18 protein-coding genes and 1 tRNA gene are annotated in these 21,001 nt (G+C 41.0%); 11 read left to right on the top strand and 8 right to left on the bottom strand.

Annotated features, from left to right (window positions below):
* Positions 1-42: 42 nt before the first annotated feature.
* The 3 genes from BG00_RS00955 to pepA form a co-directional block, all read right to left on the bottom strand.
* A complete protein-coding gene (locus BG00_RS00955) occupies positions 43-2,898 on the bottom strand; it encodes a valine--tRNA ligase (RefSeq protein ID WP_036980001.1) in 2,856 nt (951 codons plus the stop codon).
* Between the two features lie 58 nt (positions 2,899-2,956).
* On the bottom strand, positions 2,957-3,403 hold the full coding sequence (locus BG00_RS00950) for a DNA polymerase III subunit chi (RefSeq protein ID WP_036979998.1): 447 nt from the start codon (positions 3,401-3,403) through the stop codon (positions 2,957-2,959).
* A 172-nt stretch (positions 3,404-3,575) separates the two neighbouring features.
* Positions 3,576-5,087, bottom strand: a complete 1,512-nt coding sequence (gene pepA, locus BG00_RS00945) for a leucyl aminopeptidase (protein WP_036979996.1) — start codon at positions 5,085-5,087, stop codon at positions 3,576-3,578.
* Between the two features lie 307 nt (positions 5,088-5,394).
* On the opposite strand from pepA, the gene lptF reads away from it, so the two are divergent.
* Together lptF and lptG are read left to right on the top strand one after the other, a co-directional pair.
* On the top strand, positions 5,395-6,507 hold the full coding sequence (gene lptF, locus BG00_RS00940) for an LPS export ABC transporter permease LptF (protein ID WP_036983304.1): 1,113 nt from the start codon (positions 5,395-5,397) through the stop codon (positions 6,505-6,507).
* The gene (gene lptG / locus BG00_RS00935; RefSeq protein ID WP_036979994.1) at positions 6,504-7,571 is read left to right on the top strand and encodes an LPS export ABC transporter permease LptG; all 1,068 of its coding nucleotides are present in this window, start codon (positions 6,504-6,506) and stop codon (positions 7,569-7,571) included. The genes lptF and lptG overlap by 4 nt, the downstream gene beginning before the upstream one ends.
* A gap of 108 nt (positions 7,572-7,679) precedes the next feature.
* Here lptG and BG00_RS00930 read toward each other — a convergent pair whose 3' ends face one another.
* Complete coding sequence (locus BG00_RS00930) at positions 7,680-8,177, bottom strand: RDD family protein (protein WP_036979992.1); 498 nt, start codon at positions 8,175-8,177, stop codon at positions 7,680-7,682.
* Positions 8,178-8,448: 271 nt separating this feature from the next.
* Here BG00_RS00930 and BG00_RS00925 point away from each other — a divergent pair.
* The 4 genes from BG00_RS00925 to tyrS all read left to right on the top strand — a co-directional run bounded on the left by BG00_RS00925 (position 8,449) and on the right by tyrS (position 12,020).
* Positions 8,449-8,533 (top strand) — tRNA-Leu (locus BG00_RS00925).
* A gap of 319 nt (positions 8,534-8,852) precedes the next feature.
* A complete protein-coding gene (locus BG00_RS00920; RefSeq protein WP_036979989.1) occupies positions 8,853-9,842 on the top strand; it encodes a fatty acid desaturase in 990 nt (329 codons plus the stop codon).
* Between the two features lie 24 nt (positions 9,843-9,866).
* Positions 9,867-10,673: a LuxR C-terminal-related transcriptional regulator gene (locus tag BG00_RS00915; protein ID WP_036979987.1), complete on the top strand. Its 807-nt coding sequence runs from the start codon at positions 9,867-9,869 to the stop codon at positions 10,671-10,673.
* Between the two features lie 84 nt (positions 10,674-10,757).
* Positions 10,758-12,020: a tyrosine--tRNA ligase gene (gene tyrS / locus BG00_RS00910; protein WP_036979985.1), complete on the top strand. Its 1,263-nt coding sequence runs from the start codon at positions 10,758-10,760 to the stop codon at positions 12,018-12,020.
* 48 nt (positions 12,021-12,068) lie between these two features.
* On the opposite strand, the gene BG00_RS00905 is transcribed toward tyrS, so the two are convergent.
* On the bottom strand, positions 12,069-13,262 hold the full coding sequence (locus BG00_RS00905) for an MFS transporter (protein WP_036979982.1): 1,194 nt from the start codon (positions 13,260-13,262) through the stop codon (positions 12,069-12,071).
* A gap of 114 nt (positions 13,263-13,376) precedes the next feature.
* Between BG00_RS00905 and BG00_RS00900 the strand changes: the two genes are divergently transcribed.
* Positions 13,377-14,171, top strand: coding sequence for an AraC family transcriptional regulator (locus BG00_RS00900; protein WP_036979979.1), 795 nt, complete (start codon positions 13,377-13,379; stop codon positions 14,169-14,171).
* On the opposite strand, the gene BG00_RS00895 is transcribed toward BG00_RS00900, so the two are convergent.
* Both BG00_RS00895 and BG00_RS00890 read right to left on the bottom strand, forming a co-directional pair.
* Positions 14,159-16,228 carry a TonB-dependent receptor gene (locus tag BG00_RS00895; RefSeq protein WP_036979976.1) on the bottom strand — a complete coding sequence of 690 codons (2,070 nt, stop codon included), beginning with the start codon at positions 16,226-16,228 and terminating at the stop codon, positions 14,159-14,161. The genes BG00_RS00900 and BG00_RS00895 overlap by 13 nt on opposite strands.
* A 56-nt stretch (positions 16,229-16,284) precedes the next feature.
* Positions 16,285-16,941, bottom strand: a complete 657-nt coding sequence (locus BG00_RS00890; protein ID WP_036979974.1) for a YoaK family protein — start codon at positions 16,939-16,941, stop codon at positions 16,285-16,287.
* Positions 16,942-17,084: 143 nt separating this feature from the next.
* Here BG00_RS00890 and BG00_RS00885 point away from each other — a divergent pair, with 143 nt between their 5' ends.
* The 4 genes from BG00_RS00885 (at position 17,085) to BG00_RS00870 (ending at position 19,545) form a co-directional block, all read left to right on the top strand.
* Complete coding sequence (locus tag BG00_RS00885; protein ID WP_013464176.1) at positions 17,085-17,333, top strand: TIGR03643 family protein; 249 nt, start codon at positions 17,085-17,087, stop codon at positions 17,331-17,333.
* A gap of 72 nt (positions 17,334-17,405) precedes the next feature.
* Entirely contained in the window at positions 17,406-17,789 is a 384-nt protein-coding gene (locus tag BG00_RS00880) for a hypothetical protein (protein WP_036979971.1), read from the top strand.
* A gap of 9 nt (positions 17,790-17,798) precedes the next feature.
* Positions 17,799-18,878, top strand: coding sequence for an endonuclease/exonuclease/phosphatase family protein (locus BG00_RS00875; RefSeq protein WP_036979968.1), 1,080 nt, complete (start codon positions 17,799-17,801; stop codon positions 18,876-18,878).
* Between the two features lie 130 nt (positions 18,879-19,008).
* A complete protein-coding gene (locus tag BG00_RS00870) occupies positions 19,009-19,545 on the top strand; it encodes a DUF924 family protein (RefSeq protein ID WP_036979965.1) in 537 nt (178 codons plus the stop codon).
* A gap of 70 nt (positions 19,546-19,615) precedes the next feature.
* Here the strand turns inward: BG00_RS00870 and BG00_RS00865 are convergent, their stop codons facing one another.
* Entirely contained in the window at positions 19,616-20,992 is a 1,377-nt protein-coding gene (locus BG00_RS00865) for an NAD-dependent succinate-semialdehyde dehydrogenase (protein ID WP_036979962.1), read from the bottom strand.
* Positions 20,993-21,001 lie beyond the last annotated feature (9 nt).

The following is a 21,001-nucleotide window of genomic DNA, read 5'->3' as shown; positions in this document are numbered from 1 at the left end:
TTAATGCCTATTAAATAGTGTTAATAGGCATTTTATGAAAGCTTATAAGCTTTCTATTTTAGTTTTTTGCTCAAGTAGCTTAGTTTTAGCATCGGTGAATTCAGCTAATTTAGCGTTTTCTTTTGCAAGTACGGCTTCAGGTGCATTGTTTACAAACTTTTCGTTTGCTAGTTTGTTTTGCACTTGTGCTAGGCCTTTTTCTGCTTTTTCGAGTTGCTTGTTAATACGTGCAAGCTCGGCTTCAACATCAATTAAGCCCGCCATTGGGATCATAATTTCAAGGTTGCCAACATAAGAGGTTGCACACGCAGGTGCCCCGTCTTTGTTTTCAAGCATTGTAAACTCTTCAAGTTTAGCAAGTGATGCTAAGAATGATTTGTTCTGCTCAATGCGGCGAACATCATCGCTTGATGCGTTGGCAAGTAATACGCTAAGCGGTTTGCTTGGGCTAATATCCATTTCACCACGAATATTACGAATAGCTAAAATGAATTGTTTAACCCACTCTAAATCGTCCATCGCTTGTGCATCAACGCTTGCTTCATTATAAACAGGGAAGCCTTGTACCATAATGCTAGTGCCTGTAGTTTCAAGGCCTGCAAGTGGTGCTACACGTTGCCAAATCGTTTCAGTGATGTATGGCATCATTGGGTGCATTAGGCGTAGTAAGCTCTCAAGTACTGTAATAAGTGTATTACGTGTACCGCGCTGTTGTGCTTCACTGCCTTTAAATAATACGGGTTTAGTTAGCTCTAAGTACCAATCACAGAACTGGTTCCAAGTGAATTCGTAAAGTGTATTAGCGGCTAAATCAAAGCGGTAGTTATCAAGGTGCTCAATGTAGGTTTTAACTGTTGCTTCATATTGGCCTAAAATCCAACGATCAGCTAACGAGAACTCTTTTTCAGCATCATTTGCAAAACCACAGTCTTGCTCTTCTGTGTTCATTAATACGTAACGGCTCGCGTTCCATAGTTTATTACAGAAGTTACGGTAACCTTCAAGGCGATTCATGTCCCAGTTAATATCACGACCGGTAGATGCCATCGCAGCAAGGGTAAAGCGAAGTGCATCGGTACCATGAGCTTCAATACCATTTGCAAATACTTTACGGGTATCTTTTTCGATTTTTGCAGCAAGTTTTGGCTGCATCATATTGCCAGTACGCTTTTGTACTAAGTCTTCAAGCTCAATGCCGTCAATCATATCTAGAGGGTCAAGTACGTTACCTTTTGACTTAGACATTTTGTCGCCGTTATCGTCACGTATTAAGCCCGTTACATACACGGTTTTAAACGGAACTTGTGGCTTGCCATTTTCATCTTTTATAAAGTGCAGCGTCATCATGATCATACGTGCAACCCAGAAGAAAATGATATCAAAACCGGTTACCAACACGTCAGATGGGTGGAAGGTTTTTAAGTCATTAGTATTTTCTGGCCAACCTTGGGTTGAGAAGGTCCACAGTGCTGATGAAAACCAAGTATCAAGAACGTCTTCATCTTGGCTAAGCGCTACGCTATCTGCAATATTGTTATCGCGGCGTACTTCCGCTTCATCACGACCAACGTATACGTTGCCTTCGCTATCGTACCAAGCTGGAATACGGTGACCCCACCAAAGCTGGCGTGAAATACACCAATCTTGTATGTCGTTCATCCACGAAAAGTACATGTTTTCGTATTGCTTAGGTACAAACTGAATGTCGCCGTTTTTAACTGCGTCTTTTGCAGGTTCAGCAAGTGGTGCAACACGTACATACCATTGGTCAGTAAGTAGTGGTTCAATAACCACACCAGAGCGATCACCGTAAGGAACAGTTAGGCCATGGTCTTCAATTTTTTCAAGTAGGCCTAGCTCTTCAAATTCAGCCACAATCGCTTTACGTGCGTCAAAACGGTCAAGGCCATGTAAGCGCTCAGGAATTGGCGCGTCAAATTCAAGTTCTTTACCATCAAAGGTGTAGGTTTCACCTTTAGTTAAAATAGCCGCGTCTTTATCGAAGATATTAATCATCGGCATTTGATGACGTTTACCTACTTCGTTATCGTTAAAGTCGTGCGCTGGCGTGATTTTTACACAGCCCGTGCCTTTGTCTTTATCGGCATGTTCATCGGCAACAATTTTAATACGACGATTAACAATCGGTAGTAAAATCTCTTTACCGATTAGGTCTTGGTAGCGCTCGTCATCTGGGTTTACGGCCACACCAGAGTCACCCAGCATTGTTTCTGGGCGCGTAGTGGCTACAACAATGTAGTCTTTACCGTCTTGTGTTTTTACACCATCAGCCAGTGGGTAGCGTAAGTTCCACATGTGGCCTTGTTTGTCTTTATTTTCAACTTCAAGATCAGAAATCGCCGTGTGTAATTTTGGATCCCAGTTTACTAGGCGTTTACCACGGTAAATTAGGTTTTCTTTATGAAGGCGTACAAATACTTCTTTAACAGCTTCTGATAGGCCATCGTCCATAGTAAAACGTTCACGGTCCCAATCAACAGAAGCACCTAGGCGGCGAAGTTGTTTAGTGATTGTGCCACCAGACTCGTTTTTCCATTCCCAAATTTTTTCGATGAATGCATCACGGCCCAAATCATGGCGTGTTTTACCTTCTTCTGCCGCAAGCTTACGCTCTACTAGCATTTGTGTGGCAATACCTGCGTGGTCAGTACCTACTTGCCACAACGTATTGTTACCTTGCATACGTTTAAAGCGTGTTAAGGTGTCCATGATGGTATCTTGGAAAGCGTGGCCCATGTGTAAGCTACCTGTGACATTTGGCGGCGGGATCATAATTGAATATGGGGTGCCTTGGCCAGATGGCTTAAAGTAGCCTTTTTGTTCCCAGTCTTGATAGAGAGACTGTTCAATATCTTGCGGATTGTAGGTTTTATCCATTACACAGAACCTTAAATAAGTACTTAAATGAGTTAGTTAGCTTTGTACGCAGTGAGCGTTAGCGATTAATATCTTGCGTGGTGATATTGGCACCGAGTTGGCGTAGTTTTTTAAAGCGCTCACGAGCGGCTTGTTTGGCTACGGACTCTACGGGTACAAAATCAAAAACTTGGTTAAACCGACGAATAAAATCCGGTAAGTGATTGGCCAAGTTAATTAATACTTTACGATTACCAACGGGTGGTGTTGTGCCTATTTCTACAGGTGCGCCGCCTTTTGGGCCTTCGCCTTGTAAATTGTGAGGTACAAAACTGTCGGCATCAAATGTCCAAATAGTTTCGTCAATGCTGTTGGCGGTTTCTTCGCTATCTACAAAAATAAATACGCGTTGACCAAGCCGATACTGTTGCCCAGCTATTTGAGCTGCTAAAGTAAAGTGATCATCGGCTTTAGCTAATGACTCATCTTGTTGCTTTAAAATGAAAAACTGGGCATTCATGTTCATTGTATCGGGATTTCCCATGACATTGATTGTGCTGTTATTAAATACACACAAATTAAGAAGGGGATTTTGCCATATAACGGGGGTTGCTTCAATTAATACCCAATAAATAAGGCGCTTTAAAAGCGCCTTATTTAATACTCTACATTGAGCTGTGAAGCCCTGTGTTGGTTTGTTAGTCGTGAGTCGCTTCGCTAATACCAGCTCGGTTCAATAAATACTGAGTCAGCATAGGAACAGGACGACCTGTTGCGCCTTTTTTAGCGCCGCTGCGCCATGCCGTACCGGCAATATCTAAATGAGCCCAATTATACTTTTTAGTAAATTTAGATAAGAAACAGGCCGCGGTAATAGTGCCTGCAGCTCGGCCACCTAAGTTAGTAAAGTCGGCAAACGGGCTTTCTAGTTGATCTTGATAATCATCCCATAATGGCAGTTGCCATGCACGATCGCCACTTTGCTCCGACGCTTTTAATAAATCATGCGCCAGTGGATTATGGTTTGCTAATAAACCCGTAGCGTGGGCACCTAAAGCAACAATACACGCACCGGTTAATGTAGCCACATCAATCACGGTTTCTGGTTCAAAACGCTCAACATAGGTTAGCGCGTCACATAACACTAAACGGCCTTCGGCATCAGTATTAAGTACTTCAACCGTTTGTCCAGACATAGTGGTTAAAATATCACCTGGGCGATAGGCGTTTGAGCTTGGCATGTTTTCACAGCCGGCTAAAACACCAATTACGTTTATAGGTAGCTGCATTTGTGCAAGCGAGCGCATAGCGCCAATAACACCAGCTGCGCCCCCCATGTCGTATTTCATTTCATCCATGCTTTCGCCTGGTTTTAATGAAATACCGCCTGAGTCAAAGGTTAAGCCTTTACCAACTAATACGATAGGCGCTTGGTCATCGCCTGCGCCTTTGTAGTTAATTACTGACATAACTGATTCGTTATCACTACCACGACCAACTGCTAGGTATGAGTTCATTCCTAGTTCGGCCATTTTATCTTCGCCAATTAGCTCAACAGTGATGTTGTCAAAATTAGCTTCCAGTTCTTTGGCTTGCTCGCCAAGGTACGCTGGATTGCAAATATTAGGCGGCATATTGGCAACGTCTTTGCACAATTTGCTGCCAGCAGCAATCGCTAGGCCATGCTCAATGGCACTTTCACCTATAGTCAGCTCGCGGCGCGTAGGAACGTTAAATACCATTTTACGTAGTGGACGACGAGGGTCTACTTTCTTACTTTTTAGCTGATTGAAGGTGTATAAACAGTCTTGGGTTGTTTCTACCGCTTGACGCACTTTCCAATAGGTATCACGGCCTTTAACGTGTTGCTCAGTTAAAAAGCACACTGCTTCCATCGAGCCTGTTTCATTTAAGGTGTTGATAGTTTTTGAAATAATTTGTTTATATTGTTTATCGTCTAGTTCGCGTTCTTTACCGCAGCCAACGAGTAGAATACGTTCGCTTAAAATATTAGGTACATGGTGTAATAGTAATACTTGCCCTGGCTTACCTTCTAAGTCGCCACGACGTAATAAATTTGAGATATAACCATCGCTGATTTTATCAAGTTGTTCACCAATGGGGGATAACCTGCGTGGTTCATATACACCCACAACAATACACGCACTGCGTTGTTTTTCTGGGCTACCACTTTTTACGTTGAATTCCATTGTCACTCCTGATTTTGAGTCATCTATAGAAGCTAAATTGGGACTAAAAATGTGTTTTCTAGTCTTTTTACCTAAATTTTTAGGTCTAGCGCTAATATTAGTAGATTTTACTCGACTCTTACTGTGTATTTGAACTTTATATGCTTAAGGGTTACTAATGCAACATTATATCGTGATGTTAGGTAGGATAATTAATATTGATGGCTTATAATATGTGCTTAATACTCATTTAAAATGAGTGAATTAACTAGTTCACTCATCGTTTTTTATTATTATATTGAAATTCCATGTTTAACAGGGGCGAATGTTGCTAATTTTCCGTTATTTGACCACTGAGGTTTTAAAATCGCAGGTCGCCGTATTTTTAACTTTAATGACCATATTTTTGTCGCAAAAGTTTGTTGTTATTCTTGGTGATGCCTCAGAGGGGAGCATCCCAGCAAAGCTTGTGTTTGCCATGATTGCGCTTAAGTTGCCACAGTTAGCATCATTAATTTTACCTCTGAGCTTATTTTTAGGAATTATTTTAGCTTATAGCCGTATTTACGCTGACAGTGAAATGACAGTACTTAAAGCTTGTGGCGTGAGTGAGTGGTATGTGGTGCGCATTACGCTTATTTCTAGTGTCATCTTAGCGTTACTCGCCGCGGTACTTACCTTGTATGTTGCACCTTGGGCTAGCGAGCAAGAATATCAATTAAAAGAGCAAGCAAAGGCGGATGCTGGATTATCGGCGCTTAGAGCTGGGCGTTTTCAACAAACCGGTAATGAAAAAGCCGTGGTATTTATTCATAATATTGAAAATGGCGGCAAAGAACTTAATAAAGTATTTGTTGCACAGTTGCCAGATAGTGAAAAAGGCGATTTAGCGCGTTTAGTATACGCTGAGCAAGGCGTTGTAATTGAAGCACAAAATGGTGAGCAGCAGTTAGTACTTACTGACGGTAAGCGCTACGAAACTGACGGCGAAGCGCCTTCACTTAACTTAACTGAGTTTGATGGCTACAGCGTACAGATTCGCGAACAAGAAATAGAACATCAGCGGCGTAAGTTAGAAGCTGTGCCAACTCGTGAACTTATGTCAATTAATACTCCCGAAGCAATTGCACAGTGGCAATGGCGTTTAGCTATTCCGTTATCTATTCCATTATTAACTTTACTAGCAGTACCTCTTAGCGTTGTTAATCCACGCCAAGGTAAATTTGCTAAATTAGTGCCTGCTTTGAGCTTATATTTAGGGTATTTCATTTTACTCAATGCGGCTAAATTTGCGGTAGAAGATGGGAAAATTCCGCCCTCTATTGGCCTATGGTGGATTCACCTAAGTGCATTATTTATAGGTAGTTTATTAATTATTAAAGGCCGCCCATTAGGTGTTTGGCTAAAAGCTGTCGTGACTAAACGGGAGCAACACATATGATGAAAACGCTTGATTGGTATTTAGGCCGTAGCATTATGCAAACGACTGGATTTGCACTAATGGTATTGGTGGGGATCAGTACTTTAATAAAATTTATAGAGCAGCTTAAATCGGTTGGCCGTGGTAGTTACGATATTATGACCGCCTTGCTATATACCATTTATAGTATGCCCGGCGATTTAGTGGTGTTTTTCCCAATGGCAGCACTTATCGGTGGCTTAACAGGGCTAGGTGCTTTGGCCTCTAATAGTGAGCTGGTAGTGATGCAAGCAGCGGGTATGTCGCGTTTACAAATTATTGGCTCGGTAATGAAAACCGCAATTTTTATGGCGCTGTGCGTAATGGCATTAGGTGAGTGGGGGGCGCCCGCAGCTCAATTGCACGCTAAGGAAATGCGTAACCAAGCTATTCATGGTGGGGATGTATTTAATGCTCAAAAAGGCGTGTGGGCTAAAGATGGCAGTAACTTTATTAATATTGAAGACGTTGACCAAAACGGCATGCTCCGCGGCGTAAATATGTACCACTTTGATAAGTCGTTACTACTTACACAAATTACTAAAGCAAAAGAAGCGGTAGGGCGTGATAATGGCTGGTTACTGCGCGATGTGAATAAAGTATTGATCAGTGAAGAGCTTATTACCACGGAGCAAGTTACTGAAGAGTTTTATCCGTCGCAGCTTACCGGGGAAAAACTTGGCGTGGTTTCAGTAAAACCAGAGTCTTTGTCGTTTTCCGGATTGTGGTCATATTTAGCTTATTTACAGCAAAATGAACAAGACACCAGTACCTATGATTTAGCGTTATGGCGTAAGTTAATGCAGCCCGTGTCTATTGCTGTGATGTTGTTGGTTGCCTTATCGTTTATATTTGGTCCGCTACGAACTGTAACTATGGGTGCACGAATTATTATGGGAGTGGTAACGGGGATAGTGTTCCACTTAACCAATGAGATATTTGGCCCAGTGGTAATGGTATATCAAATTCCAGCCATTGTAGGCGCCGTTCTACCGAGCATTTTATTTACTGGGTTTGCAGCTTATTTGATGAATAAGCGGGTTTAATTTGTAGCTTTATTAAAAAACGCGGCCTTTTTTAAAAGTGCCGCGTTTTTTATGCTTTAGCTTGAGGTTATACCAATTAGCTTAATTAAGTATTATTGCGGATTGATATCATAGTTCGCGATACACGCGTTTATTTTCTTCTTTGGTGAGCGTAACTACTTCGGTTTTTGATAAGTAATCTTGCAGTGCTTTTTTATTTTTAAAGTCGACTAATACCATTAAATTCCCTAAACCAAGTAATGCGCTGATACTGCGGATAATAGCTTGTGGCCAGCTAATTAAACTTCCTTGGCTGGTTTGCACTTTTAAGCGCCATGCGCGCATACCAATTGTTTGCCCGCTTTTTGTCCAAAAATAGCCAAAAAAGACCAAGCCAACAAGCACCAGCAGCGAGCTGCGAATACCAGAAAGTAATAGTGAATCCTGAATTCGTGCAGATACATCTTCAGCGCCATTGAGGGCAATAACATCAAGGGAAATAAGTCCTTGGATAGCAAATAAATACAATACCACCGCTAGCATCGCAAAAGCGATAATAGCTAATGTGTCGTACACCAATGACGCAAAACGACGCCAAAACCCTGCTCGTGGAAACTCAGCCGACATAAATATACTCTCACTGTTAATGTGCGCGATAGTTTAGCAAATAAGCCATTAAATACTACCTATTACGCTACGTGCTTAACTCGATATTGGCTCAAATGTTAATGGTTGCCTAAATGTTAAGCGGTCGATCACGCTTAATACATAAAACGCTTGCCGCTTTGCTTATTGTTTGTATAATGCTAGGCAATGAGATGGAAGAGGGTACATAATCTTTCACTCTTAAGTGGTTTTTCTTTATCTTCTCGTGTTTAGAAGGTTAAAGAAAAATGATGCCAGCGTGATGAAATTGGTATACATGGGGGATTCAAAATCCCCTGCCGCAAGGCGTGCCGGTTCAAGTCCGGCCGCTGGTACCACTTTTTATAGCCCCTGCTAGATTTAGCAGGGGTTTTTTTATGCCTAAGATTTGAGTTGCCGGATTTTAATTACAAAAAATGTGTCCAACATTGCTACTTTTATAAGCAGTAGGTTTTGATCTAAACTTGCCCAGTAAACGTTTTGGTTTACCTAACCTTAAGCCCTGCTTGAGATAGGTTTCTTATCCAGAACTATGGTTATATAGTAAACACGTGCCTACTTTAATCGTATTTTTCATTGATACGGGTGTGACAAGTTATGCAATGTGTTTTGACTCGGGTATTATATACCTCAACCTCTTGTTGCGAATAAAACACCATGACTCAACTAACCGCAAAACAGAATATTCAAGCCATTGTAAAAGCGATTAAGGCTGAAGAAGCATTACTGCGTAAAAAACACCCGCTATTAATGCATCAAAATACCTTAGGAATGACTATTTTATTACTTTCTTTGAGTGCATTAATCGGAATTGGCACGCTGTATTATTTTGCTATTATTCCCGCTTGGCTATGCATTATTTTAGCGGCGATTGCTACCTCAATTTCCCATGAGCTTGAGCATGACTTAATCCACAAACAGTATTTTAGCAACCAACCATTTTTGCATAATTTTATGATGTTAACCGTGTGGCTGATGCGTCCTAATACCATAAGCCCATGGTACCGTCGCAAGATACATTTACATCATCATAAAACGTCGGGTACTGAGCAAGACTTAGAAGAACGTTTGGTAGGTAATGGTATTAAAAATCCGTTTTTACGTGCTTTGGTAATTGTTGATGGATTACTCGGTTTATTAATTAATGCAAAACGTTTTAGTAAAGAAATTAATGGGTTTAGCTTCTTTAAAGTGTTTAATGCAGGTTTTCCAATTACCACTGCGTATTTCGCCATTTTATATAGCGTAATTGTGTTTCACTTAGTTAATTTGTTCACTCCATTGGCTGCTAATTCACCTGTATTGCTGCTTGATGTAATGAATGTGTTTGAATTTCTAATGGTGGTGCTGATTGTGCCTAATATTGTGCGTTCGAGCTCACTTAATTTTGTTACTTCAAGTATGCATTATTACGGCGGTGTTAATAATATGCTTGAACAAACTCACGTCATCACCAGCCGTTTGTTTATGCCATTTAATTTATTTTGCTTTAACTTTGGGCATACTCATACTATTCATCATTTTGTGCCGAATCAGCCGTTTTATTTACGACAAATGATCAGTAAAAAAATCCTTGAAGTGATGCGCCAACACGGCGTGCGTTTTAATGATTTTGCCAGTATTAAGCAAGCAAACTTGTATCAGTAATACTCAGTGTAAAATGGCATCATAATGCAGTCGGACTCGCAGCAGCAATTAACTCAGCAAGATGCGTTAGCGCAATGTGTACAAGCTATAAAGGGGACCAGTTTTGCGCAAAAGCTGGTTAATTACATTGCCCTTATTGTTGAGTTTGATTGTGCGGTTGTATTGGCTTGCAGAGTAAATAAGCATCCCATTTATTTATTCGATTCTATCGAGAAACAGCGTGAACTTTTATTTCAGCGCTACCTTACTAACTCGTTTGTAAACGACCCTTTTTATACTGAACTGGTTAGTAAAGCTGAGGAAGGAGTATTTCGGCTCGCTGATATAGCTCGTTACCAAGATGAACTGACCTTTAAAGCATATCAACAGCAGTTTTATACTCACACTGGCTGGACTGATGAGCTCAGTATTTGTACTAATATAGGTAACGGTCGCTCGATTGTTATTTACCTTGGTTTATTATCCAATAACCAACGCTTTATTGCGTTGCAAAAGCAGCAATTAATAGCACATTTTAATTTAATAAAAGCACTGTGTAGCCAACATTGGGGTAGCCAAAAATTACTATTAAATCAATTTAATAATTCAGTTACTGGGCAGCTTATAGAAAATGCCCTCACATCATTTGCTAACCTACAACTTACTCAACGAGAGCATCAAGTGGCTTGTTTAATTGTGCAAGGTTGCGACTCCGCAGATATTGCTGCTCAGCTTGGGATTGCCCTAGGTACAGTTAAAAACCATCGCAAACGTATATATTCGCAGTTAAACGTTGCTTCACTGAGTGAATTTTTTCGATTGTTTTTAAATCATTTAATGCACACAAAATAAAACGCGATTATGTCCCTTTAGGGATATAGTGCCCATCGCTGAGTTTAATTAGTATTTTTCTTATAGATAATTTTGAGAAATACGATGACAGCACATTTACTTAATGACATTACGCAGCGTGGTTTAGTCTCTCAAGTGAGTAATATTGAGCAATTAACCCATAAGCTTAAAACTCCACAGGTGGTTTACTGTGGCTTCGATCCTACCGCAGGTAGCTTACACATAGGGCACTTAGTACCATTAATAATGCTAAAGCGTTTTATGGATGCAGGGCATCAAGGTGTGGCATTAATTGGGGGTGCTACAGGGTTGATTGGTGACCCGAGTTTTAAAGCCACTGAGCGCAGTCTAAACACCAAGCAAACGGTGTCGCAATGGGTGGATGCGCTTGCAAACCAAGTTGAGAGTTTACTTGGTCCGCATTTAAACCAGCCACTGCAAATAAAAAATAACGCTGACTGGTTTAGCTGTATTGATGTATTAGACTTTTTTCGTGATGTAGGTAAACACTTTTCAATTAACACCATGTTCAACCGCGAGTCAGTAAAACAACGTTTGCAACGTCCAGACCAAGGGTTGTCGTTTACTGAATTTAGTTACTCCTTATTGCAGTCTTATGACTTTGCTAAGCTCAATAGTGAGTTAAATTGTACTTTGCAGATAGGCGGTAACGATCAGTGGGGTAATATTATCAGTGGAATTGATTTAACCCGCCGTTTAAACCAGCAAACAGTGTTTGGTTTAACACTGCCACTTATTACTAAGTCAGATGGCACAAAATTTGGAAAAACTGAGGGCGGTGCTATTTGGCTCGAGCCTAAAAAAACCTCACCGTATCGCTTTTATCAGTTTTGGTTAAATTGTGAAGATGCTGATGTGTATAACTTTTTGCGTTTTTATACTTTTTTATCAGTTAAAGAAATTGAGGCCATAGAAGCAAACGATAAGATAAGCGGCCAAAAGCCTCAAGCACAGCGCATTTTAGCTGAGCAATTAACACGTTTTGTTCATGCTGAAGAAGGCTTGGCAAGTGCGCAGCGTATCACTGAGTTGTTATTTAATGGTCAGGTGCAAACACTCACCTTGGCAGAGCTTGAACAGTTAGAGCAAGATGGGCTAACCGTGAACACTATTAGCGACACGCAAATAAGTATTGCTGAGTTATTAGTTAAAAGTAAACTGGCCAGCTCAAAGCGACAGGCGCGTGAATTAATAACAGCTAATGCGATTAAAATTAACAGTATGGTCGTTACTGACGAGCATGCGCAGCTTGATATTTCGTTGTTTGAACGCTTTTGGATAATGCAGCGTGGCAAAAAGCAATTCAGGCTTATTAAACTAGTTTAAAGTATAAACAGTGGGCTTATGATTGCACGGCCCACCTTTAATTTACACTTAGGCCTTGTTGCGCATAGTAATATTCCGTCCGCCTAAATAGCCAAACATAGCGCTTAGTGCACTCGCACTCGCGCAAAACCACAAAGTAGATGTCCAGTTACCAAAATAACTATGTAGTGCACCTGCAATAATAGGCCCCGTAGCGGCAAGTAAATAACCAATACACTGCGCCATACCTGAAAGGGCAGCAGCTTGATGTGAGTCGTGAGTACGTAAACTTATAAACGACAAGCCCAATATAAAGCATGCACCCGAGCAAAACCCCATAGTAATTGACCACACAAACGCATGTACTGGCATATACAGTAGTCCTATTGAAGATAGGCTTGCCAATACTCCTAAGGCAAAGGTGAGTACACGCTGATCTTTCAGTTTTGCTAATAAAGGAATTAAGATAATACCAGGCAATGCCGAAGCCACCTGAAATGAGCCTTGTAATGCACCCGCTTGCTGTGCATTGAAGCCGCTGTCAATTAATATACTTGGTAACCAGCCAATAATTATATAAGTAAATAACGAATTACAGCCAAGTAGCAAGGTAATTTGCCACGCAAGCGCTTGGTGCCACACTTTAACCTCATCGGTATTTTCAACTAGATCTTTAGTTGGTTTGGTGCGTAGCTTTAATTGCGGTAACCAAATAAATAAACTTAGTAAAGTAATTAACGCATAACTGGCCAAAGCGATTTGCCAACCCATTTGTTTATATTCTGCAAGTGGAATAATTAACGCTGAGTAACTACCACCAAAAATACCCATAGCAAGTACATACGCCGAGGTCATTACTGCTACTTTATGTGCAAAGTCGCGCTTAATTAAACTCGGTAACAGTACATTACCTATTGCAATGCCTCCCCCGATGACAACGGTGCCTAAATAGAGTATCGGCACAGAATCTATCATGCGTGATGCTAAGCCTAGGCCAATCAAAATAAGAGCAATGAATAGCGATACTTCTAAACCTTGTCTTTTAGCTATACTAGTTGCTAATGGGCTTGCTACAGCAAATGCAATTAAAGGTAAGGTGGTAAGCATACCGGCTTGTGATGCGCTTAAATTAAAACTAAGAATTATTTGGTCCAATACAGGCGCTAAACCAGTCACCGGCGCACGTAAGTTACTAGCAATAAGTAAAATACCCAGTATTAATAATGCGAAAGATAAACGAGATTGAGGTTGTTGGATTAACAAGGTAAATGTCCTAGCAGGTTAGTTATTTAGCAAGAGGCAATTGAGCCTAGTATAAAGGCTTAATCATCACTATAATTTAGTAAAAGAGACATTAAATAACTAAAAACGGACAAAATGCAGCTTTCCCAAGATTGGAATGAAATAATAAACTTTGAAATCATGCCGCAGCCGATTATTGCAAAAATAGAATATGCCCAGCTTAGCCGTGAAATTCCACTGCATACACACCCAAAAGGGCAGTTAATTTTAGCTCTATACGGCTATGTTACTTGTGAAGTAGCAACAAAAATGTGGATGGTACCTACCCACAGTGCTATTTGGATCCCAGCAAATGTAGAGCACAGTAATAGGGCATCTGATAATGCGCATTTATGCCATTTATTTATTGATGTAAACTTACAAGGAATGCCAGCTACAGCCTGTACATTAACTATCAGTCCTCTTGTAAAAGAATTAATGCTTAGTTTGGCAGGTAACCAGCAAAACTATAGCTTAATAGGTAAAACCGCGCGGCTTGCACAAGTATTATTTGATCAATTAGTGGATATGCCAATTCAACCTTTAGATTTTGTACTATCAAAAAATAGTGTGATTAAAAACATGAGTGATCAGCTTATTAGTCAGCCTAATAGCCGCAAAACATTACCACAATGGGCGCAGCAATTTGCTTTAACTGAGCGTACTTTAGCGCGATTGATAAAAAAAGAAACAGGCATGACCTTTGGTAAATGGCGTACTCAATTGCATATTATAATTGCACTGCAGGCGTTATCTAATCAGCAAAGTGTACAACAGGTATCAGAGTTATTAGGTTATGAATCGGTGAGTGCGTTTATTACTATGTTCAAAAAGGTAATGAAAAAATCGCCCATGCGTTACATGAGCGAACTAGTTGCCTACCAATTATAAGTTGCCGAAATCATGGCATTACGCGGTTTTCCTGGGAAGTAACGCTCGCCAGTAAAACTGGTGTAATCGGCGCGCTCAGCGTAAGCAGTGTCTGTTAGGTTTATTATTCGCGCACTGAGTAATAAATGTGGGCTAATTTGCCACTGGCCGCGCAAGCTTAAAATATCGTGGCCTTGATATTCATGTAAGTTTTCAGGGTCGGTAAAGTAGCGGCCCACATAGTGCCATTGCAACGCAAGGCTAATACTCTCGTTGGCTTGCCAGTTAAAATCGATATTAGCAACCTTTCGAGGTGCGGTATCAATATCGTTACCTTTAATATTAATGCTGCCAATAATTTGCTCATTCGAGTACGTATGCTTGGCATAGGTGCCTGCAAAATTAACAGATAAATGCTGATTAAAGCTATGCGCTAATTCAAGCTCAATACCGCGATGCCGAGTTTGGCCGTCATTAACAGTAAAAAAGTCACTGTCGCGGTAGATGGTATTGTGCTTGCTCATCGCATACATCGATAAGCCATAGCGAGTATTGTTGTACATCCCTTTAATACCCACCTCAGCATTATTAGCTATTTCTGCGTCTAAGTCGGCAGTACTTTGCTCGCGCTGTAATTGATAGAGTTCAGCCGCTTGGGGGGCTCGATAGCCTCTTGAAAAATTAGCGTATAATGTATTGTTAGTATTAAGCTGATAGCTCACCCCGAGTTTTGGCGAAAGATTACTAAAGCTGTTTTTAGTGCTTTTGGGGCGGCTATAACGACAGCCACCAAAACCACATTCGTTGCCATCCTCTTTTGTACGCCCTGCAAGCATATTATTTTGATAGTCATATTGCATGTGCTCATAACGCAGCCCAGCGGTAATAAGCCAGTCATTAAGCTGCCAATCAATAGCGGCAAATGGAGCGTATAAGGTTGCATCGACTTGGTAATCGTAATGTTTACCTTGCGGCACAGTGGCTACTAAAAACGCAGAGCCTTGGGTGGGGTTATCTTGGGCTTGTAAAAAATCGGCTTGGGTAAACTCACCATCAAAGCCAAGCTTTAAGTTCGTATTGTCGTTCACATAATGTTGATAAAGCGATTGTAGGCCAAACCCCGTTTGACTGTTTTTTTCGAGCGGAGTACCGGGTAAAAAGTGTTTGAAAAAGTCCATGCTTTGGTCACGAATATAAGGAGTAACAACCAGTGTGTTCTCACCTAATTGCCAGCTTGCTTTACTCCAAGCCCTAAGCGAACGGGCTTTTCTAAAGGCGTCAGGATCAAAATTTTGCTGTGCAATATATTCATCTTTATAGCTTTGAAAGCCACTAATATACCCTGCGGTTTGTTGGTCTAAGTCGGTATAGGTCAACCCCGATATTAAACTTAAGTTGTTGTTAGCGTACCGATGTCGCACATTTATTTTTTGTTGTTTAACGCTTTCATCATCTCGGTAACCGCCATCATCGGTAAAGCTGGCATTAATACCGAACCCTGAATTATCCATAGCATGGCCTGCACGCAATTTATAGCGAGCATAACCGTAAGAGCCATAATCAACACCCAGTAAACCACCACCTTGGGTCGTGTCTGGTGTAATGACGTTAATTACGCCATGCACTGCATTTGAGCCATACAGTGCAGAGCCTGGGCCTTTTAATACCTCAATACGCTGTGCCATTTCGCTATGTGCTTCAAACAGCTCATTAATATTGCAAAACCCAGCTGCACGAAGTGCAATACCATCTTCAGCAGTTAAAATCCCTCCACAAGCCCCCGTACCAGAAAGCACCTGCGAGCGCAGGGCGGGTAAATATTCTTGACCATTACCACGTTGTATATTGGCACCTGCAACGCGTTGCAGTGCTTCTTCTACATGGGTAGGGGCTATAAGCTCAAGTTGTGATTCGCTTAATACACTGATCACCAAAGGTAATGGGGTGGAGAGCGCTTCACTACGTGATGCTGTGGTGGTGATACGTTCAATTGATTGCGCGGTATCTTCAGCACACGCACTATTAATTAAACTTAACTGACTGCATAACAATAAAGAGGGTAAATAGTAATATTTCATAAATTCCAGCACATCGGCAAGTTGATAAGTTTAGGGTAGGGGAGTTTGTGAATTGGTTAAAGCACACTCAACCTATAAACCCGATAAGTAATCGATAAAACAATACAAAAAATACCCGGAAAAACTAAAGTGAGCACTGAGTAATGTTTAAATAGCAATACGCCTACCACTCCACCGGTTAAAAAACCGGCAACAATTAATGTAAAGACCAAGCATTTTCTATTGTCAAAAGCTTCTCCTTTTAGGGCTTTACCAAACATCAAACCCAAATCGGTAAAAATACCGGTTAAATGAGTGGTACGCACTACAGCACCGCTGTAGTTAGTGGCTAAAGCATTTTGTAAGCCGCAGGCGGCAGAGGCGAGTGTAAGTGCGTAAGGATATGAATGTTGAAGTAGCTGTGCGCTTACCAGTAGTAAAATACCCTCAATAAATAAGAGCGTATCGTAATGGCGTCCTAACTTAAGTGACCCGCCTGAGAGCATTAAGCCTGTTAATGCCGAGCCAAATATAAAGCTCAGTACAATCGCAATTAAAAATAACGCTGCATTGATGTTGGTAGTAAGTTCAATAGCTAATGAAGTCACCGACCCCGAAACATGAGAAATTGCTTGCTGTTCAAACCCTAATAAACCTACTGCGTTTACCATACCGGCAATAAAAGCGAGGGTAAACGCACCATATTCGACCCACTTAGGTAGTTTTGTAAACATCCTTTTAGCTCCGGTTTCAGTGTGTAGATTAATCATACACTTAATTAAAGTTAATAAATGAAAAGAGGTTATATTTTTAACATCACAAGCAAGTGATGATCGCTAAGTTTAACTTTTGCGTATCAACAGAATTTGGAATAAATATGTTTAACCAAGAACAGCAATCACGCATTATAGAAATGGCATGGGAAGACAGAACGCCGTTTGAAGCCATTGAAAATCTTTATGGGCTAAATTACTCACAATTAGTTAATTTTATGCGTGACCACATATCTAGTGGCTCATTTAAAGTGTGGCGTAAGCGCCATGCCGGGCGTAAAACTAAACACCTAAAGTTGCGCGACCCCGCGATTATGCGCAGTCATTGTAAAACACAGTACAAACAGCGCTAACTTTAGGGTTTCATGTGTTGTTCAGGCTTAAGCGTTAATAATCTTCAGTAATAACCACACTGGAGAACAGCCATGAAAACATTAATCAGTATTTTATTAATGGTTTTTGCGCTAACGGCAACAAACGCATTTGCTGTACTACACAAAGACAAACATGCAGGTAAGCATGTGAATAAACACGCAAACAAGCATCACTGGAAAAAGCAAAAAAATAACCAAGACCATAATAAAAAATGGCTTTCTAAGAAACAAGCCAAGCAGTTAATTCGTCAAGGGTGGACTCCACCAGGGTGGCACAGATCTTATCATCAAGGTGATATCCTTGGGCATGACATTTATAAGCGTGCTAGAGTAATAGACCGAGAAAGAGACACAGTGCGAGTTGAAATTGATCGCACTATTATTCACCTAGTGCACGACACTCGTGAAATACTCTCTATTTTACAGCGCTATTAGGATTTATAAATGCTCACTGTATTGGTCATAGTTACTGGCTTGTTGTTATTAATAACCTTATTACCCCTGTCATACAGTCAGCATTACTTGATACGTAGTTGCGACTTTGTGCGCTTGCAGGTGTGCTACCTAGCAAGCGCTGTAATTATCGTTGCACTAATAGGTATGTGGCAAAGCGGCTTAATTGCTTACTCACTCGTAGCGGTGGTCGCTTTTGTTATTTTAGTTTTGCAAGCTAAGTGGATTTATCCCTACACTTGGTTTGCTAAAAAAGAAGTATTAACAGCGCCAAAAAGTAGTGATCATAGCATCAGAATCTTATGCGCTAATGTACTGATGTCGAATCGACATAGTGAGCAGTTAATTAACTTAGTCGATAAATATCAGCCCGATTTACTTATCACCTTAGAAAGCGATAGCTGGTGGCAAGATAAGTTATCTGTGCTTAAAAAAAACTACCCTTATCAAGTACAGTGCCCAAAAGATAACCGTTACGGCATGCATGTATTTAGTAAATTTAACATACTCGATGCACAAATTTGTGAACTCATAGAAGATAATATTCCCTCTATTCATATTTTATTTGAAAACCACCAAGGGCTAAAAATGCAGGGGCATTTTATTCATCCCGCGCCACCAAGCCCAACAGAAAAAGATTCATCGCGTCCGCGCGATAGCGAACTAATAATGGTGGCTAAAGCGCTTAAAAATCCAAGCCGCCCAACGATAGTCGCCGGCGATTTAAATGATGTAGCTTGGTCACGCAGCACCCGTTTATTTATGCAAATCAGTGGCTTTTTAGACCCACGTAAAGGACGGGGCTTTTATAACACTTTTCATGCTGGTTACTTTTTTATGCGCTGGCCGCTCGATCACTTATTTCACTCTACAGGTTTTACCGTAAAGCGTATCAAACGTCTTGCTAAATATGGCTCCGATCACTTTGCTCTGCTTACCGAACTTGTTTATGAAGATGCTAATCAGCAATCACTCGAAACAAAGCCCAGCGAGCTTAAACAGCAAGACATACAAGAGCTTGCTATGAGCAAAGCCGATAAACGTAAAGTGCCTAGGTTTGAAAAAGGCTAGATTAAGTACAGGTGTTAGGTTAAAGGCTTTAGGCGAAAGGCAAAGTTAATACATTAGGGTCGTGCTTTTAAATTTGCGGGATTATATAGCGAGCTATTTAGTTGAGTGTTAATTAACAAAGAGATTCATTATGTTTAATAAAATTATCGACTTTTGGTTTACAGAGCTTGAGCCAAAGCAGTGGTGGCAAAAAGACGAGGCGTTTGATTTGATGATTCAGGCTCGTTTTGGCCAATTACACCAGCAAGCGAGTGCGAGTGAGTTATTTCAATGGCGTGAGAGTGCATTAGGCAGCCTAGCTGAAATTATCGTGCTTGATCAGTTCTCGCGAAATATTTATCGTGACAAGCCAGCATCATTCGCCTGTGATTCAATGGCTTTAGCGTTAGCACAATCGGCCATCACAAAAGGGTTTGATAAGAAGTTGACGGATGAGCAGCGAGTATTTTTGTATATGCCTTTTATGCACAGCGAATCGCAGTTAATTCATAAGGAAGCAGTCCGGTTATTTAAGGCGTTAGGTATTCAAAATAACTTAGACTTTGAGTATCAACATAAAGCGATTATCGATAGATTTAATCGTTACCCGCATCGTAATAAAATACTGGGGCGGGAGTCTACAGAAGAAGAACGCGAGTTTTTAAAACAGCCCAATTCAGGTTTTTAGATTTATCAGGCAAAAAACACCGCGCTTATTACAAGCGCGGTGTTTAGTTTTATTAACCAGATACCTGATATTAGCTATTAATCATGATGCTTTTAACATTCACAAACTCGCGAATACCAAAGCCGCCATGTTCTCTGCCATAGCCACTGTCTTTAACACCGCCAAATGGTAGGTTCGGTTGTGCCAGTCCGTAACCGTTTATGTTGATCATACCGGTATCAAAATGCTTTTTAGCCAGCTCAATGGCTTTTTTCTCATCTTTTGAAAAGATGCCGCCGCCTAGTCCATAACGGGAGTCGTTGGCAATACGCATAGCGTCGTCATTATCTTTGGCTTTAATCAAAGATGCCACAGGGCCAAATAATTCGTCATCATATGCAGGCATCCCTGGTGATAAATTTTCTAGTACTGTAGGTGGGTAGTAATAGCCTGTTTGCTTCGGAATTTCGCCGCCTACAATTACTTTTGCGCCTGCATTTACCGAGTCTTGCACTTGCTGATGAATTTTGTCGCGTAAATCTTCTCGTGCCATAGGGCCCAGTTCAGTATCTTTATCCATAGGGTCGCCCATTTTAATTGCTTTAAATTGCTGGCTCAGTGCTTCTTTAAAGTCATTGTATAATGAGTCAACTACCACAAAACGCTTGGCAGCCACACAGGTTTGGCCATTGTTAATAATGCGGCCCTGCAAACAGGTTTTAACTGCCAGTGCGAGGTCAGCATCATCAAGTACAACATAAGCGTCATTACTACCCAGTTCTAGTACGGTTTTTTTAACGTGCTTACCGGCCTGCTCAGCTACTTTTTTGCCTGTGCCATCACTTCCTGTGAAGGTAACGCCACTAATGTGTTTATGAGAGATAAGTGCGCTGGCTGTTTTTCCGTCAATTAGTAAGTTACTAAAGCAATGCTCAGGGAACCCAGCTTGTTTAAATAAGGTATCTATTTTTTCAGCCATACCAAACACATTGCCCGCGTGTTTTAATACCGTGGTATTACCCGCCATAATATTTGCGGCGCTGTATCTAATAACTTGATAAAGTGGGAAGTTCCATGGCTGAATACCTAGCAACACGCCAGTGGGGCGATAACTTATAATTGCACGACCGCCTTGCATATCGCGTTCTTCGTCGCTCAGCATATCGGCGCCATGTTCTGCGGTATAACGGCAAATGTCAGCACAAAGCTGCACTTCTTGAAAGCCTTGTTCGTACACTTTACCCATTTCTTCGGTCATCAGTTTAGCAAGCGTTTCTTTTTGCTCTTCAAATAAAGAGGCTAGCTTATTCAGGTATTTAGCGCGCTCAGTAAACGAGGTTAATCGCCATGTTAAGTATGTTTCATGAGACTTTTCGATCACTTGTTCTGCTTGAGCTTGAGAAAGCAGCGTATAGCTATTGATGACTTGCTCAGTTGCTGGATTGATCGTATCTACTGTGTTACTCATTTTACCTCC

This window comes from Pseudoalteromonas sp. SCSIO_11900, assembly GCF_000576475.1.
Classification (GTDB): domain Bacteria; phylum Pseudomonadota; class Gammaproteobacteria; order Enterobacterales; family Alteromonadaceae; genus Pseudoalteromonas; species Pseudoalteromonas tetraodonis.
This window is presented reverse-complemented; position numbering and strand designations above follow the sequence as displayed.